The sequence below is a fragment of the Kribbella voronezhensis genome, from assembly GCF_004365175.1.
Classification (GTDB): Bacteria; Actinomycetota; Actinomycetes; order Propionibacteriales; family Kribbellaceae; genus Kribbella; species Kribbella voronezhensis.
Genome location: NZ_SOCE01000001.1, coordinates 3,756,592 through 3,772,386 on the forward strand (window position 1 = coordinate 3,756,592; position 15,795 = coordinate 3,772,386).

A 15,795-nucleotide genomic window follows, 5' to 3' on the forward strand; every position below is an offset into this window, starting at 1 on the left:
GGGGCAGGCTCCGCCGGACGTGGTTTTCTGTCAGCCGTAGTTGCGGTCGATCGACTGCGACGGGGTCGGGCTCGGCTTGGCCTCGGCCACCCGTTGGTCGCTCGGATGCGTACCGGCCTCGACGCCCTTCAGCGTGCCGAGCAGTTCGAGCTCGGACAACGTCACCCCGTCAGCCCCGGCCGCCGGAGTCAGCACCAGCCGGTACTGCGTGAACGCCTTCGGTGAAGCGACGCTGAACGACCTCGTGTACGCCGGCCATGCCCACGTCTCGCCGCTCCGCTTGTCCACCGGAGTCCAGCTGGTCCCGTCGTTCGAGCCCTCCAGCACCCAGCCCGACGGCGCGGCACCGGTGTTCCCGCTGGTCAGGGTGTACATCGTCACCGGCCGGCCGGTCTGCAGGTTGACCGTCACGGTCGGAGTCGCCCCGGTCAGCGTGACCTGGGTCTTCGAGTCGTTGTCGGTCAGCGCGGAGACGTCGGCACCAGCGGCCGCGGTGACCGCGCCCTCGTCCTCGGTCGAGTCCCGCCAGGTCTTCGGGTCCTCGCCCGGCTTGGTGATCGACGGGGGAGCGTCGTTCCGGCCGCTGCCCCAGTTCGACGGACGGTCGGTCATGTCGAACTCGATCTTGCCGCCGTCCGCGATCAGCGAGTGCGGCAGCGCGGTCGAGGTCCAGTTCTTGCCGTTGACCTTGACGCCCTTGACGTACAGGTTCTTCGCGCTGTTCTTCGGCGCGCTGACCACCAGCTTCTTGCCGTCGGCCAACCGGATCGTCGCCTTGGTGAACAGCGGTGCCCCGATCGCGTACGTCGGGGAGCCGACCTGCAGCGGGTAGAACCCGAGCATGCTGAACAGGTACCACGAGGACATCTCGCCGTTGTCCTCGTCGCCAGGGTAACCCTGGCCGATCTCCGACCCGAGGTAGAGCCGGTTCAGGATCTCCCGCACCTTCTCCTGGGTCTTCGACGGCTGACCGGCGAAGTCGTACATGTACGCGATGTGGTGCGACGGCTGGTTCGAGTGCCCGTACTGGCCCATCCGGACGTCACGGGCTTCGAGCATCTCGTGGATCGTGCCGCCGTAGCCGCCGGTGTGCAGGGCGTCCTCCGGCGTACTGAAGAACTCGTCGAGCTTCTTCGCCAGGCCATCGCGACCGCCGTACAGCGCGGCAATACCTGCACCGTCCTGCGGGGCGGAGAACGCCATGTTCCACGCGTTCGTCTCGGTGTAGTCGTGGCCCCAGTCCTGCGGGTCGAACGTGGCCGGCGAGTTGCCCCAGACACCCTGCGGGTCCTTGCCCTGGAAGAAGTTGAGCGCCGGGTCGAACAGGGTGACGTAGTTGCGCGCCCGGTTCAGGTAGTAGTGGTAGTTGTCCAGGTACTCCTGCTTGCGCGGGTCGCTCTTCTTCGCCTTGTCGTACAGGGCTTTCGACAGGTTGGCGATGCCGAAGTCGTTGATGTAGCCGTCCATCGACCAGCTGAAGCCCTCGCCGGTGGTGTTGGCCGTGTAGCCGTTGAACACGGACCGGTCCAGACCCTTGCGACCGACGTTGTCTGTCGGCGGCCGGGCAGCGGCGTTCTTGAGCGCAGCGTCGTACGCCGCCTGGATGTCGATCCCCTTGATCCCCTTGAGGTAGGCGTCCGCGAAGGCCACGTCGGAGCTGGTGCCGACCATCAGGTTGGCATAGCCCGGCGAGGACCAGCGCGAGATCCAGCCGCCGTCCTTGTACTGCTGGACGAAGCCGTTCACCAGGGCCGCGGCGTCGTCCTGCGAGAACAGCGAGTACGCCGGCCAGACGGTCCGGTAGGTGTCCCAGAACCCGTTGTTCACATAGGTCTGGCCGGCCACGATCTTGGAGCCGGTCTCGGTCGGGGTGTCCGCGCCGATCTTCGGTGAGGTCGGCGAGGCGTAGGTGATCACCGGCTTCTTCGCCGTACCGGTGTTCTCCGAGCCGTTGTTCGGGTAGAGGAACAGCCGGTAGAGGTTCGAGTAGAGCGTGTGCAGCTGGTCCGCGGTGGCGCCCTCGACCTCGATGGTGCTGAGCTTGGCGTCCCAGGCGACCTGGGCTGCCTTCTTCACCTTGTCGAACTTGCTGTCGGCCGCGAGCTCGAGTTCGAGGTTCTTCTTCGCCTGCGCGGTGCCGATCAGCGAGGTCGCCATCCGTAGCTGGACCTGCTTGACCGACTTGTCGAAGGAGAAGTAGCCGCCGACGTTTGCGCCGCCACCGTCGGCGAGCTTGCCGGAGGCAACCACCTTCTGGTCGACCACGCCGTACACGAACAGCCGGCCGGCGCCGGTCGACAGGCCGGACTTGATGTCGCTGAAGCCGGTGACCACGCCGGTCGCCGGGTCGAGCGTCAATCCGCCGTTGTTGTTGGCGTTGTCGAACACCAGTGACGCGTTGCCGGCCGGGAACGAGAACCGCAGCATCGCCGCGTGGTCCGTCGGGGCCATCTCGACCGCGTTGCCGTTGTCGAAGGTCACGCCGTAGTAGTACGGCCGGGCGATCTCGTTGTCGTGGCTGAACGCCCAGGCCCGCGCCTCGCGATCCGCGGTCGGGGTGTCGGCGGTGGACGGCATCACCTGGAAGGTCTGCCGGTCACCCATCCACGGGCTCGGCTCGTGACTGATCGAGAAGGCCTGGATCTCCGGCTTGTTCTGGTCGTTGTTGCCCTTGGCGTAGTCGTACAGCCAGGAGATCGAGCCGGCGTTGGTGACCGGCGTCCAGAAGTTGAAGCCGTGCGGTACGGCGGTCGCCGGGAAGTTGTTGCCCCGGGAGAATCCACCGGTCGAGTTCGTCCCGCGGGTCGTGATGGCGAGGTCTGACGGGTGCCTTTTGGCCGTCTTCTGGGCAGCTGTGTCACTGGAGGCGGGATCGACTGTACCGTTGGCGATCCGGATGTCGTCGATCCAGCCGCGGAAGTCGGCCGGCCCGGACGGCTTGTCGTACCCGATGAGGATCCGCGTGATCGTCTTGCCCGCGGCGACCTTGCCGAGGTCGGCCTCGATGTTGTTCCACTGGTTCGTCGACAGGCCCTTCGCCTCGCCCTGACCACGCGGGCTGAGGCCGAAGCCGTGGTGGTCCTTGGCGCCGAGGTCGCTCAGGTAGGTGCCGTCGGTGAACGCCAGGTCGATCGCCGCGTAGGTGCTCGGGTAGCTCAGGTCGCCTTCGACGTGCTCGGGGAAGATCTTGTAGCCCAGCCGGGTGTCCTTGCCGACCTTCAGGTCCACGTCCGCGATCTTGTTCCAGGTGAAGCCGCGGCCCTCGGCCGTCTGGTGGCCGGCGTACCGGAAGGACTTCACGCCGGTGAAGCCGGTGCGGGCACGGGCGTTGTAGGCGCTGGTCGGGCCGGAGTCGAGGCGGGACTCGGCCGTCGGGCCGGGTGGCGGCAGCGGAGCGCCGTTCGACAGGTACCAGTCGGCGAGCTGGACGATGTTCTCGCCGTGGTTCTGGGTGATGTCGAGCTTGTAGAACGTGTACGCCGTGGCGTTGTCGAACGTGTACTCCTTGGTCTGGAACCGCGACTCGAAGTCCTCGTTCGTCCTCGTGTCCAGCGTGGTCCAGGTCGTGCCGTCGTTCGAGCCGGACACGGTCCAGTTCTTCGGGTCGCGGCCGTCGGCGTCGTTCGCCGAGGTCAGCGCGTACTTCTTGATCGTCACCGGGACCGAGGTCTGGTACGTCAGCCACCCGGTCGGCTCGAACACCAGCCACTTGGTGAACTTGTCACCGTCGGCGGCGTTCGTCGCGATCTCACCGCCTCCGGTGTTCTCGCCGTTCGCCTCGACCTTGACGACCTTGTCCATCTCGCTGCCGCCGATCCCGGTCGGCGTCGGACCTTCGACACCGCCGGTCCGGGGCTTCCCGTCCGGACCGGTCTCGACCGCATCGGTGTAGCCGGGTTGCGGCTGGCCCGGCTCGAAGGAAGTGAAGAAGGAGGACCCGGTCGCGGCCGGCTGGCCGGTGGCCTGGGCCCCGATGGGTACGGCGGCGCTCGCTGACGTCATGGCAGTCATTGTCACCACAAGGCCGAGAGACGTGACGAGCCCCAGAGGGCGGCGGAGATTCATCTACGCTCCTTGGACGGGAAGAGCGGCGCCCGGCAGTGCCGATCGCCAGTGGTACGCGGCCCCGATGACAAGGTTGTCAGCCCGCGTCCGGGGTGATCCTGCCCATCATGATCACCCGCGGTCAAGAGTTCGTCGCGCACCGTTCGGAACTGGGTCGCGAGCCGCCGGGTTCCGGCCTCGCGACCGGCCGCGGCCGGGGCCGTCGGTTTGGGCGTCCGGCGGTAGGTTGACCGGCATGGACGACAGGGTGCTGGTCACGGGAGCCGCCGGCTTCATCGGACGCGCGGTGGTGGCCGCGCTGCGGGAGCGGGACGTCCCGGTGACGGCTGTCGACCGGGAGCCGCCGGATCCCTCCTGGGACTCGGGCGTCGAGGCGATCACCGGCGATCTCGCCGAGCAGGAGGTCTGCATCTCGGCCTTCGAGACCCGGCCGCGCGCAGTGGTCCACCTCGCCGCCCTGACCTCCGTACTCCGGTCTGTCGACGCCCCGATGCGCACCTTCGCCGAGAACGTCACCATCACCCAGGTACTGCTGGAACTCTCCCGCGGAAGTGGTGTGGGCTCCTTCGTGCTCGCCTCCACCAACGCCGTCGTCGGTGATGTCGGCACGTCGACCATCACCGCTGACCTCCCGCTGCACCCGCTCACGCCGTACGGCGCGACGAAGGCGGCCGGAGAGATGCTGCTGTCGGCGTACTCGGGAAGCTACGGCCTCAGTACTGCGGCGCTGCGCTTCACCAACGTCTACGGGCCAGGCATGTCTCACAAGGACAGCTTCGTGCCGCGACTCATGCGGGCTGCGCTCAGCGACACCGGCGTACGGGTCTACGGGGATGGGCAGCAGCGGCGGGACCTCGTGTACGTCGACGACGTGGTCGGGGCGATCCTGCTGGCGCTGGAGACCGGCTACAGCGGCCGCGCGATCATCGGCTCGGGCAAGTCGGTCTCGGTGCTCGAGTTGGTCGACGCCGTACGAGCAGTGACCGGTGCTGCGATCCCTGCTGAGCACGTGGACGCGCCTGCTGGGGAGATGCCTGCCGTAGTGGTCGATGTGTCGGCCAGTGCCGAGTCGCTGGGCTACCGGCCGAGTGTGTCGCTGGCGGACGGCCTGGCGCGGACCTGGAAGTACTTCCGCGACCAGTGAACGGAGTACTGCGCAGGCACTGGCTGCTCGTCATCTTCCTGGTGGCGGGCACGCTGCTCCGCGTCCTGGCGACGATCGCCTATCGACCCGCGATCATCTACGCGGACTCGGTGCACTATCTGGCGAACATGACGGAGCTGAAGCCCGACCAGCTCAACCCCATCGGCTACGACCTCGTACTGCGTCCGCTGGTCGACCTGGGCGGTCTGACGTTCGTCGTGATCGTGCAGCACCTGGTCGGGCTCGGCCTGGGCATCGCCGTCTACGCACTGGCCCGTCGACTCGGGGTCTACCGCTGGCTGGCCGCAGTGGCGGCCGCTCCGCTCCTGCTCGACGCCTACCAGGTCCAGATCGAGCAGAACATCATGGCCGAGACCACCTTCGACGTACTGCTCGTCGGCGTGCTCTGGTTGCTTCTGGGTGGCGGCCTGCCGGGTTGGAAGCGCACCGGCCTGGTCGGCCTGCTCCTCGGCGCCGCCTTCGCCGTACGCGCTATCGGCATGACCCTGCTCCTCGGCGTCGTGCTGTACCTCGTTGTCGCTGCCTGGCACCACAAGAAGCAGCTCGTACTGCGTACTGGTGCTGCCGTCTCCGGATTCCTCCTGGTCGTCGCTGCCTATGTCGGCTACTTCCACTCGGAGACCGGGCGCTGGGGCTTCACCGGCGCCGAGAACCAGGTGCTGTACGGCCGGACCGCTGTCGTTGCCGACTGCTCCAAGTTGCCGCTCGACGCGGGCACCAGGTTGTTCTGCCCGGTCGAGCCGCTCGGGCAGCGACTGGGCGTCGACAAGTACGCCCACAACCACTACGGCGATCCGAACTGGCCGTCGCAGCCACTGCCGCCCGGGACGACCAAGCAGGAGCTCGCGACGAAGTTCGCCCGGCTGGTGATCCAGCATCAGCCGCTGGACGTCACCAAGGCCGCGCTGAAGGACTTCCTCAAGGGCTTCGCGCCCACCCGGACCACCTCGCCGGACGACGTACCGCTCGACCGGTGGCAGTTCCAGCTGACTTACCCGAACGGAGGCGACCAGAAGACGGCGGACGCGGCCCGGCAGTACGGCGGCTCCGACCCGCACGTGCATCGCTGGGCGGCGGAGATCTTGCGCGGCTACCAGCTGAACGGCGGCTACACCTCCGGTCTCCTGCTGGGCATCTTCGGGCTGATCGGTCTCGCTGCCGCCGCGGGACTCGGCAAGGCTCGGCAGTCCGGACTTCGCGCTGCGGCGCTGCTGCCGGCTGCTTGTGGGATCGTGTTGCTGCTCGGGTCGGCCGCCTTCGAGTTCTCCTGGCGGTACCAGCTACCGGGACTGGTGTTCTTCCCGCTCGCCGGGGCGATCGGGTTGACCGCGATCCTCGGACGCGACCAGGCGAGGCCCGCGCTCGCGCCGTACCCCGACAAGGTCGACTCCGAGGCTGTGGAGAACTTCCGCAAGGTGCACGGCGCACCGAGCTTCGCGCCGCTGGTCGTGGTGATTGCCGCTTACAACGAAGCCGGCGGGATCGGCCCGGTGTTGCAGAACATGCCGAAGACGGGCGGTGGACTGCCGCTCGACGTACTGGTCGTGGTGGACGGTGCCTCTGACAACACGGCAGAGGTCGCTGCAGCGCACGGTGCTTACGTCTGCGAGGCGCCTGCCAATCGTGGCCAGGGCGCTGCGCTGCGGTTGGGATACCAGTTGGCTGCGCAGGGCGGAGCGCAGTACGTGGTGACGACGGACGCGGACGGGCAGTACGACAACAGCGAGTTGGACGTGTTGCTGCAGCCGATCCTGGATGGCCAGGCCGACTTCGTCACCGGGTCGCGGCGGCTGGGTGAGGAAGATGCCGACAGCAAGCTGCGCTGGCTCGGCGTACGGGTGTTCGCTGTGCTGGCGTCGGTGCTGACCCGGCGGAAGCTGACCGACACGTCGTTCGGGTTCCGGGCGATGCGGGCCGAGTTGGCGTGCTCGGTGACGCTGCGCGAGCCGCAGTACCAGTCGTCGGAGCTGCTGCTCGGAGTACTGGCCAGCGGAGCGCGGGTGGTGGAGCTGCCGATGACCATGCGGCGCCGCGGCGACGGGACCAGCAAGAAGGGTCCCGGCCTGGTGTACGGCGCGAACTACGCGCGGGTGATGACGACTACCTGGTGGCGGGAGTTCGTACTTCGACGTCGGCGGCCGGCGTGGCGAACACGTACCGGTCGAACAGCACGAACTTCAGGATGAACGTGAAGCCGTTGGCGGCCAGGTAGGCGCCGCCGGCCAGTACGGTCCGCAGCGAATGGGCGTCGATCATCGTCCGGATCCAGTCGTCGGCGACCGTGGTCAGGAAGGTGATGACGAAGGCGGAGCCGATCGTGATCAGGACGTACGGCAACAGTTCGCGGGTCGGGTGGGCCGGGCCGGTGCGGCCCCAGGCCCAGCGCCGGTTCAGCAGGTAGTTCGGGACCGCGCCGGCGGCAAAGGCGATCACGCTCGCGGCCGTCGCCGAAGTACCGATCCAGTAGCAGGCCAAGAAGGCCAGCTGACTGATCGCGGTGGCAACAACCGATGACGCTGAGTAGCGAAGCAAGACCCGCACGGGCCCCATTGTGCACGGTGTGCAGAAACAGGTGCGCTGATTCACAGCAGATTGCCAGCTGTCTCCCAGCTGATGACGGCCAGAAGTGGGTAGACAGGGTAAGGAAGGCACGACTTTTCCGGAGCAAAGGGGTTGCTGTGCGAGTTCTCGTCCTGGGTGGTGACGGTTACCTAGGGTGGCCGACCGCTTTGCATCTGTCCGACTGCGGTCATCAGATCGCGGTGCTCGACAACTTCGCCCGCCGCGGCTACGACGAGGAACTCGGGGTGCGGAGCCTGGTTCCGATCGAGGACCTGGACACCCGGATCGCCGCCTGGCACGAGGTCTCGGGGCAGCGCATCACGGCGTACACCGGCGATCTGCTCGACGCGGAGTTCGTCTACCGGGTGCTGGCCGAGTTCAAACCCGAGGCGATCGTGCACTTCGCCGAGCAGCGGGCCGCGCCGTACTCGATGATCGACCGGCAGCACGCCGTCTACACCCAGCACAACAACGTGATCGGCACGCTGAACCTGATGTACGCGGTGGCCGAGCTCGACCCGTCGATTCACCTGGTGAAGCTGGGCACGATGGGCGAGTACGGCACGCCGAACATCGACATCGAGGAAGGCTGGCTGGAGGTCGAGCACAACGGCCGCAAGGACCGGATGCTCTATCCGAAGAAGCCGGGCTCGTTCTACCACCTGAGCAAGGTGCACGACTCGCACAACCTGGAGTTCGGCTGCCGGATCTGGGGACTGCGGGTCACCGATCTCAACCAGGGCATCGTCTACGGTCAGCAGACCCCGCAGACCGCGCAGGACGCCAGGCTCGCCACCCGGCTGGACTACGACGCCGTCTTCGGCACAGTGCTGAACCGCTTCGTCATCCAGGCCGTGCTCGGCGAGCCGCTCACCGTCTACGGCACCGGCGGCCAGACTCGCGGGTTGCTGGACATCCGCGACACCGTCGAGTGCATCCGGCTCGCCGTCGAGCATCCGGCCGAGGCGGGCGAGTTCCGCGTCTTCAACCAGATGACCGAGAGCTACTCGGTCGGCCAGATCGCGCAACTGGTCAGCGAATGCTTCCCGGGTCCGGTGCAGGTCGAGCACCTGGAGAACCCGCGAGTGGAGCAGCCCGAGCACTACTACAACGTGAAGCACACCGGCCTGGTCGGTCTCGGCCTCCAGCCGCACCTGCTGTCGGACACGCTGATCGAGTCGCTCTTCGACATCGTTGCCGCCAACAAGGACCGCGTCGACCTGAACGCCCTGCTCCCGACCGTCCGCTGGAAGGGCGGCGTCAAGACGGCCTGACTCAGCGGGTCGCCGCGACCAGCAGGACAGGCAGTACGGCGAGGAAGCGGTCGCGGCGGCCCCGGTCGGCCTGGTCTGCCAGCCAGTCGGCCGCATCCTGCTGGGTGATCAGGGCCTTCTCGACCGCGGCTGCCGCCGCAGACTCCAGTTGCGTTGCCAGTTGGGCGTAGTCGGTGACGATCTCGTTGTGCACAGCAACCTCGGGTTCGCGGAAGCCCTGGTCGAGGAGCAGGTCGCGGTAGCTCCTGGCCGCGCGCGGGGCCGGCGTACGGGACTCGAGGCCGAGCAGGACGACGTCGGTCAGGTCCTGGTCGGTGCCGTCGAGGAGCAGGAACCCGTAGTCCTGGCCGACGAGGACGATCCGGCCACCGGGTCGTAGTACGCGCCAGGCCTCGGCGAGCGTCGGACGGGGATCGTCGAGCAGATGGAACAGCCGGGCCGCGCGGTAGCCGTCGACCGAAGCGTCCTCCAGCGGCAGGTCGTCCGACCGTGCCACGTGAAACATTGCGTCGGCCGTGCGGGACCGGGCCACGGCGATGGCGTCGGGATCCGGATCGACGCCGATCGTCTTCAGGTGCGCGGCCGCCAGATCGGCCACCGCGTGCCCCGCCCCGCACCCGACATCGACGACCGTGTCGCCCGGCGAGAGGCCGAGCAGGTCGTACGACGCCGCCCGTAACGCCACTGCGCCGGGCAGTTGCTCGATCCGGTCCAGAAAGCTCGGTTCAGCCATACCCTCACGGTGCAACTTCAGGTTCACCTGAAGTCAAGGGATCAGTCCATCGAGACCTTGTCGAACGTGGTGGTCGTGTAGCGGACGTCGACGCCGACCTCGTCGCCGACGGCGGGCGGGGCTACCGAGGCCGGCAGGAAGAGCATGCTGGCCTGCATGTGCGGGGGCTCGGCGAACCAGCGTTGTTTGCCCTCGATCGTGAAGGGGGAGAGGGCGAGGCCGGCCGCGTCAAGGCTGCCCTTGGCCATGGCGATCGCGCGCTGGCGGACCGTGGCCGCCGCCGTGGGTGCTTCGAGGCCGACTCCGTGCGCGGTGCCGCCCGAGACGACCAGGATGTGCCCGTCACCGGTGACCCGGCGCTGGCGGTAGCCGACCCGCTCGCCACGGCGTACGGAGTGGACGTCGAGCACGGTCGCCCGGACGTCGAACGCACCCCGGTCGCCGAGCCAGAGCGCCGTACCCATCCGGAGCTTCACGTTCTCGCCGATGTCGGCCAGCTTCTGGGCCGGGACGTGCGACACCCAGAGCGTGCCGGGCCGGACCGCCTGGGCCGCCTTGCCGAGCTCCTGCGCCTCCCGGACGTTCGCGGACGTGCCGCCCGCGCCCATCGGGAAGTGCAGGGACCAGCCCTCGAACCGGATCCGGTCCAGCGCGTTCAGCAGCATCGTGTGCCGCAGCTCGCGGGCGCCGATACCGTGCCGGCGCATCGAGGTCTGGACCTCGATCAGCACCCGGCTGCCGGCCGGGATCGAGACCAGGTCGGCCAGCCGGCTGACGGTGTGGATGATGTTCTTGCCCTGCGGGACCTCGAGGAACGGCCGCCACGGCGTGAGCACCACGACGTCGTCCTTGGAGTCCGGCGGCACCTCGTTGTAGGTGCCGACCGCGATCGTCCGGGCACCGAGCGCCCGGGACTCCGCGATCAGCCGCGGGTTGCCGACGCCGTACCCGTTCCCCTTGGCGACCGGGATGATGTCGGGGTTCCACGTGGAACGGAGGTGGTCGCGCCATCGATCGGAATCGATGTGCAGGATCAGGGGCATGGTCGTTATCGCCGTCTCATGTAGAGGTCGAATGCGGTGTAGAGCGCCTTGTTCAACGGCAGATCCCACTCACCGACGTACTCGACGGCCTCGCCGCCGGTGCCGGTCTTGAACTGGATCAACCCGACATGCGAGTCGTTCGGGTCCAAGGTGTCGGTGATGCCCCGTAGGTCGTACACGAACGCGCCCGCTGCGAGCGCGTCCGACATCATGCGCCACTGGATCGCGTTCGATCCACGGACGTCTCGTTTGGCGGTCGAGCTGGCCCCGTAGGAGTACCAGGAGTGGCCGCCGACCCGGATCCAGATCGTCGAGGCGACCAGATCCCCCTCGTGATAGGCGTTGTAGAGCCGGAAGTCGCAGCAGTCACCCGGCTGGTTCGCCATCGCGTCGTACATCTTGACGAAGTACGGCAGCGGCCGCGGCGTGAAGTGGTCCCGCTCGGCCGTCTCGACGTACAGCGCGTGGAACGCCTTCAGGTCCTCGGGCGTCCCGACGGTGACCTCGACGCCGAGCTTCTCGGCCTTCTTGATGTTGCGCCGCCAGAGCTGGTTCATGCCCTTGAGCAGGTCGTCCGGAGTCTTGCCCGCCAGCGGGACCTGGAACACGTACTGCGGTTGGCCGGCCGCGAATCCCTCGACGGCCCGCGGCGCCTTCCAGCCGAGTGCGCGCAGCTGCGCCGAGACGGTCGCGCCGGACGGCTCGATCACGTCCGGCCGGACGTCACCCAGCTTCGGCTGCTGGCCGCCGGCGATGGCGTCCTTGATCGTCTTGGCGCTCCACCGCCGGGCCGGCACGGGCGGACCCATCCGGAGCCCGAACGCACCCTGTTCCTGAGCGTGCGCGGCGAGCGGACGCAGGTACCGGCCGAGGTCGATCGCGTCCCAGTCGATCACCGGGCCCTCGGGCAGGTAGGCCAGGTAGCGCTTGACCTTCGGCATCTGCCGGTAGAGCACCAGCGCGACGCCCACCAACTGCTCCGGAGCGGCCGGGTCGAACCAGCCGAGCGACTCGGCCTTCCACTCGCTCTTCACCGCCGCCCAGCCCGGCGTCTGCAGGAAGCTCGCCGACGGCTGTGCGGTCAGATAGGCCGCGTGCTCGTCGGCGGAGATGGTCCGGATCCTCAAGTCGCTCACGGTCGGTCAGGTTACCGGGCGGGAGCGCCAGACCCCAGTCGAGCCGGAAACCTGACCGGATGCTGCCGATCCCGGTCGGGCTGTCCCCTCGCGCGATCGTGGGTCGGGACGGGTTCGGCTAGGTTTGAGGATCGGGCGGACCAGCAAAGGGGGACTGCGATGAGCGGGCGTCCGCTGCGCGCCGATGCGCAGCGCAACCGGGACCTGCTGCTGTCCGCGGCCGTCGAGGCGTTCTCCGTGTGCGGGCTGGAGGCGACGCTGGACGCCATCGCCAAGAAGGCCGGCGTCGGGATCGGCACGCTCTACCGGCACTTCCCGACCCGCGAGGCGCTGATCGAAGCGGCGTACCGCAACGAGCTCGCGGTGGTGTGCGACGCCGCGCCCGAGCTGCTCGCCACGCTGCCGCCCGCCGAGGCGACCCGGGCCTGGATGGATCGCTTCATCGACTACATGACCCGCAAGCTCGGCATGGCCGACGCGCTGCGGGCGGTGATCGCGGCCGGCGCCGATCCGTACGCGCACAGCTTCGAACTGCTGGTCGGCGCGATCCAGCCGTTGCTTGAGGCGAGCTCTGCCGCCGGCGAGATCCGCTCCGACGTCGCGGCCGCTGACGTCCTGGTCAGTCTCAGTGGTGTCGCCCTGGCCGCCGGCGCGAACCGCGAGCAGGCTGGCCGGCTCCTCGACCTGTTGATGGACGGCCTTCGGTACCGCGCCTGAGTCGTTTGCCGTAGGCAACTATTCGGACCAGCTCTAAGGTGGCGGGATGGCGAAGGTGGCGTTGGTGACGGGATCGGCCGCCGGCATCGGCGAGGCGACGGCCCGACGGCTGGCGGCCGAGGGGATGACCGTGGTCGTGCACTCGCGGACCAGCCGGGCAGCCGGCGAGGCGCTCGCGGCGGAACTCGGCGGCACCTACCTGCAGGCAGACCTGGAGAACGACTCCGAGGCCGCCGACCTGGTCCCACGAGCGTTGGCGGAGCACGGGCGACTCGACGTACTGGTCAACAACGCGGGCATCAGTTGGCCCGTCCCGCACGCAGACCTTGACGGCCTGACCGCTGGCGACTGGCGGCGCCTGCTCGACGTGAACTTGATAGCACCATGGCTGCTCTGTACTGCGGCATTGCCGGCGCTCCGCGAATCACACGGCTCGATCGTCAACGTGACGAGCCACGCGGGCGTGCGGCCGAAGGGGAGTTCGATCGCGTACGCCGCCAGCAAGGCCGCGCTGAACCACGTCACCAAGCTGCTCGCGGCCGCGCTCGGACCCGACGTCCGGGTGAATGCGGTCGCGCCCGGTCTGGTGGATACCGCGATGACTGCTTCTTGGACCGACGCGCAGGAGCTGTGGAAAACCGCGAGTCCGATGCGGCGCGCGGCGCAGCCTTCGGACGTGGCCGAGCTGATCGCCGCGATCGTCGCCCATCGCTATCTGACCGGCGAGGTGATCCTGCTCGACGGCGGGCTGAACCTGCGCTGAGAGTTTTGTCGGCGGCGGCTTCTACGCTCGGGCGATGCCGTCATCGCTGGGTCCCGACTTCAGGCGGTTGTGGACCGCCAACGCCGTCAGCGCTCTGGGGAGCGGGATCGGGTCCGGCGCGTTGCCGCTGGTCGCCGTGCTGGCGCTCGACGCGAGTACGTTCCAGGTCGCGTTGCTCGCCGCGCTGTCGGCGCTGGCCGGTGCGGCGATCGCGCTGCCGACGGGCTCGTTCATCGAGCAGCGGCACAAGCGGCCCGTGATGATCGCGGCCGACCTGACCCGTTTCGTCGCGCTGGCGAGCGTCCCGGTCGCGGCCGCCTTCGACCTCCTCACCTACGTGCAGTTGTGTGTCGTCGGCGTGCTGCAGGCCGGGGCCTTGATCGTGTTCAACTCTGCCAGCGGCGCGCACCTCAAGGCTCTGGTCCCGGCCGACGGCCGGTCCGAGGCGAACAGCCGGTTCGAAGCGACGTACTGGACCTCGCTGAGCGTCGGTCCGCCGATCGGCGGCGCGCTCGTCGGCCTGGTGGGGGCGACCGTGACACTGGGCGTGGACGCGGTGTCGTTCCTGCTGTCCGCGATCGGGATCGGCCGGATCCGCCGGCCCGAGCCGGTGCCGGAGCGATTGCCCACCCGGCCGAATCTCGGGTCGGGCTGGAAGTACATCCTCGAGCACCGCGGGCTGCGCGCGTTGTTCTGGAACTCGCAACTGTTCGGCGGCCCCGTGATGATGACCTCGCCACTGCTCGCCGTACTGATGCTGCGCGACCTGGGCATGAAGCCGTGGCAGTACGGCGTGGCGCTCGGCGTGCCCTGCCTCGGCGGCGTGATCGGCGCCCGGCTCGCGCCGCCGCTGACCCGCCGCTTCGGGCTGCACCGGATGCTGATCGTCTTCGGTGTACTCCGCACGCCGTGGTTGCTGTTGTTGCCCTTGGCAACGCCCGGTACCGGCGGGCTGGTGCTGATCGTGCTGGTCGAGACCGGGCTGCTGATCGCGGCCGGCGCCTTCAACCCGTCGTTCACGACCTACCGGATGGAGGCGACCGAGGACGGCTTCATGGCGCGCGTGCAGACGTCCTGGGCGATCACCTCCCGCACGGTCCAGCCCGCCTTCATGGCCGCGGGCGGCGTACTGGCCGGCCTCACCAGCCTGCGCGCGACGCTCGTCGTCGCAGGCGCTCTGTGCCTGGTGAGCGCCTTCGTCCTCCCCTGGAAGTCAGCCGAACCGGCACCGCTACCCCTGCCCGCCTGATCGGCAGTTGCTAGACCAGGTCCATCGCCATGGCGAGTCTGACCAGGTCGGCCATCAAGCCGTCGTTGTCGTTCTCCTCGTCGAGGAACGCGATCGCTTTCTCCGGCGGGAGCACCAGTACTTCGACCACCTGCTCGCCGTCGGGCGGATTGGTCGGCTCCCGGTCGACCACGACATCGGCGACCACATTGATCCAGTACGACACGGGGTGCGGCAGATGGTCGCGGTACGGCGCCGGTCGGCGATGGTCGGCCCGGTGCCCACCGAGCCAGGTCAGCGAGCCGGTGATCCGTGCGCCGGCCTCCTCGAGCAGTTCGCGGCGCGCGGTCTCCTCGATCGGCTCATCGGGTTCGCGGGTGCCGCCGGGCAGGAAGCGCCAGCCGAGATCGTTGCGGCAGACGACGATCCCGCCTTCGGCGCGGGCGACCACGTGCACATTGCTGATCAACTCGTCCGGCGGTTCCTCCAGTGTGAACTGGGTGTCGAGCTCTCCCCAGTGCCAGAACGCCGGCGCGAACAACTCAGGAAACCGCTCCGCCCAGGTCTGCATACTCCATCTTCCCTTACCTGCGGTACCGTCCGCCCCATGGCGGCCCCCCAGTCACGCACCCACCTCTACTGGGCCTGCGCCGTACTCAGCGCGCTGACTCTGCTGTTCCTGCTGGCCAAAGTCACCGGCCCAGCCACCTTCAACACCCTCGCCTGGACAGGCGCCGCCCTCGCAGCTCTCTCGACCCTGGCGCTCGTCACCCTGTACACCGCCTGCGCCCTAGGCCGCGCCCACCTGTCGACCCCAGTCGGGAGATTCACCCTCTTCCAACTCTCGGTAGCCCCCTTGGTGATCGCCCTGGCCTCAGCCGCCACCCTCCCGGACCACTACACCGGCACCCTGGCCCTCCTACTTCCCTGGGGCATCACCTACTGGCTCCACAACCTCCCCGAAAAACCCGCAGACCAGTAGCCGCCGCCCCACGCCTACACCAAGCCTGCTGCTCTCGAACGGCGACCGCAGTTCAACGCGGGCGAACGCCGCCCAGGAGCCGGAGCCGCCACCCAGGAGCCGCGCGCTCCCCACGCCGCCCCCGCAG

General features: G+C 68.4%; 13 protein-coding genes. 7 read left to right on the forward strand and 6 right to left on the reverse strand.

Translation table 11 applies throughout. The features are described from left to right. Positions 1 to 30: 30 nt before the first annotated feature. Entirely contained in the window at positions 31 to 4,002 is a 3,972-nt protein-coding gene (locus tag EV138_RS17305; RefSeq protein WP_238158190.1) for a GH92 family glycosyl hydrolase, read from the reverse strand. A 298-nt stretch (positions 4,003 to 4,300) separates the two neighbouring features. On the opposite strand from EV138_RS17305, the gene EV138_RS17310 reads away from it, so the two are divergent. Next, complete coding sequence (locus tag EV138_RS17310) at positions 4,301 to 5,209, forward strand: NAD-dependent epimerase/dehydratase family protein (RefSeq protein ID WP_166678622.1); 909 nt, start codon at positions 4,301 to 4,303, stop codon at positions 5,207 to 5,209. After that, positions 5,206 to 7,416 (forward strand): glycosyltransferase family 2 protein, encoded by a 2,211-nt coding sequence (locus EV138_RS17315; RefSeq protein ID WP_133979935.1) that lies wholly within the window; start codon positions 5,206 to 5,208, stop codon positions 7,414 to 7,416. The genes EV138_RS17310 and EV138_RS17315 overlap by 4 nt, the downstream gene beginning before the upstream one ends. Here the strand turns inward: EV138_RS17315 and EV138_RS17320 are convergent. Continuing rightward, positions 7,331 to 7,771, reverse strand: coding sequence for a GtrA family protein (locus EV138_RS17320; RefSeq protein WP_166678623.1), 441 nt, complete (start codon positions 7,769 to 7,771; stop codon positions 7,331 to 7,333). The genes EV138_RS17315 and EV138_RS17320 overlap by 86 nt on opposite strands. A 137-nt stretch (positions 7,772 to 7,908) precedes the next feature. On the opposite strand from EV138_RS17320, the gene EV138_RS17325 reads away from it, so the two are divergent. Next, complete coding sequence (locus EV138_RS17325) at positions 7,909 to 9,066, forward strand: NAD-dependent epimerase/dehydratase family protein (protein ID WP_133979937.1); 1,158 nt, start codon at positions 7,909 to 7,911, stop codon at positions 9,064 to 9,066. Position 9,067: 1 nt separating this feature from the next. Here EV138_RS17325 and EV138_RS17330 read toward each other — a convergent pair whose 3' ends face one another. From EV138_RS17330 to EV138_RS17340, 3 genes are read right to left on the reverse strand one after another with little or no spacing between them, the layout of a single operon-like run. After that, on the reverse strand, positions 9,068 to 9,799 hold the full coding sequence (locus EV138_RS17330; RefSeq protein WP_133979938.1) for a methyltransferase domain-containing protein: 732 nt from the start codon (positions 9,797 to 9,799) through the stop codon (positions 9,068 to 9,070). A 41-nt stretch (positions 9,800 to 9,840) separates the two neighbouring features. Continuing rightward, positions 9,841 to 10,842, reverse strand: coding sequence for an alanine racemase (locus EV138_RS17335; protein WP_133979939.1), 1,002 nt, complete (start codon positions 10,840 to 10,842; stop codon positions 9,841 to 9,843). A gap of 5 nt (positions 10,843 to 10,847) precedes the next feature. Then, positions 10,848 to 11,978 (reverse strand): lipid II:glycine glycyltransferase FemX, encoded by a 1,131-nt coding sequence (locus EV138_RS17340; protein WP_133979940.1) that lies wholly within the window; start codon positions 11,976 to 11,978, stop codon positions 10,848 to 10,850. A gap of 159 nt (positions 11,979 to 12,137) precedes the next feature. Here EV138_RS17340 and EV138_RS17345 point away from each other — a divergent pair, with 159 nt between their 5' ends. The 3 genes from EV138_RS17345 to EV138_RS17355 are packed head-to-tail and all read left to right on the forward strand — an operon-like array spanning position 12,138 to position 14,707. Continuing rightward, a complete protein-coding gene (locus tag EV138_RS17345) occupies positions 12,138 to 12,695 on the forward strand; it encodes a TetR/AcrR family transcriptional regulator (protein WP_133979941.1) in 558 nt (185 codons plus the stop codon). A gap of 46 nt (positions 12,696 to 12,741) precedes the next feature. Continuing rightward, positions 12,742 to 13,458 (forward strand): SDR family NAD(P)-dependent oxidoreductase, encoded by a 717-nt coding sequence (locus EV138_RS17350; RefSeq protein ID WP_133979942.1) that lies wholly within the window; start codon positions 12,742 to 12,744, stop codon positions 13,456 to 13,458. A gap of 34 nt (positions 13,459 to 13,492) precedes the next feature. Beyond that, positions 13,493 to 14,707 carry an MFS transporter gene (locus EV138_RS17355; RefSeq protein ID WP_133979943.1) on the forward strand — a complete coding sequence of 405 codons (1,215 nt, stop codon included), beginning with the start codon at positions 13,493 to 13,495 and terminating at the stop codon, positions 14,705 to 14,707. 10 nt (positions 14,708 to 14,717) lie between these two features. Here the strand turns inward: EV138_RS17355 and EV138_RS17360 are convergent, their stop codons facing one another. Then, on the reverse strand, positions 14,718 to 15,257 hold the full coding sequence (locus tag EV138_RS17360) for an NUDIX hydrolase (protein ID WP_133979944.1): 540 nt from the start codon (positions 15,255 to 15,257) through the stop codon (positions 14,718 to 14,720). A 36-nt stretch (positions 15,258 to 15,293) separates the two neighbouring features. Here EV138_RS17360 and EV138_RS17365 point away from each other — a divergent pair, with 36 nt between their 5' ends. After that, on the forward strand, positions 15,294 to 15,668 hold the full coding sequence (locus EV138_RS17365) for a hypothetical protein (protein WP_133979945.1): 375 nt from the start codon (positions 15,294 to 15,296) through the stop codon (positions 15,666 to 15,668). The last annotated feature ends 127 nt before the right edge of the window (positions 15,669 to 15,795 follow it).

Excerpts from the sequence above, each read along its gene's own strand:
- EV138_RS17305 (WP_238158190.1), bottom strand. The coding sequence starts at position 4,002 with ATGACGTCAGCGAGCGCCGCCGTACCCATCGGGGCCCAGGCCACCGGC.
- EV138_RS17310 (WP_166678622.1), top strand. The coding sequence starts at position 4,301 with ATGGACGACAGGGTGCTGGTCACGGGAGCCGCCGGCTTCATCGGACGC.
- EV138_RS17330 (WP_133979938.1), bottom strand. The coding sequence starts at position 9,799 with ATGGCTGAACCGAGCTTTCTGGACCGGATCGAGCAACTGCCCGGCGCA.
- EV138_RS17335 (WP_133979939.1), bottom strand. The coding sequence starts at position 10,842 with ATGCCCCTGATCCTGCACATCGATTCCGATCGATGGCGCGACCACCTC.
- EV138_RS17345 (WP_133979941.1), top strand. The coding sequence starts at position 12,138 with ATGAGCGGGCGTCCGCTGCGCGCCGATGCGCAGCGCAACCGGGACCTG.
- EV138_RS17350 (WP_133979942.1), top strand. The coding sequence starts at position 12,742 with ATGGCGAAGGTGGCGTTGGTGACGGGATCGGCCGCCGGCATCGGCGAG.
- EV138_RS17355 (WP_133979943.1), top strand. The coding sequence starts at position 13,493 with ATGCCGTCATCGCTGGGTCCCGACTTCAGGCGGTTGTGGACCGCCAAC.
- EV138_RS17360 (WP_133979944.1), bottom strand. The coding sequence starts at position 15,257 with ATGCAGACCTGGGCGGAGCGGTTTCCTGAGTTGTTCGCGCCGGCGTTC.
- EV138_RS17365 (WP_133979945.1), top strand. The coding sequence starts at position 15,294 with ATGGCGGCCCCCCAGTCACGCACCCACCTCTACTGGGCCTGCGCCGTA.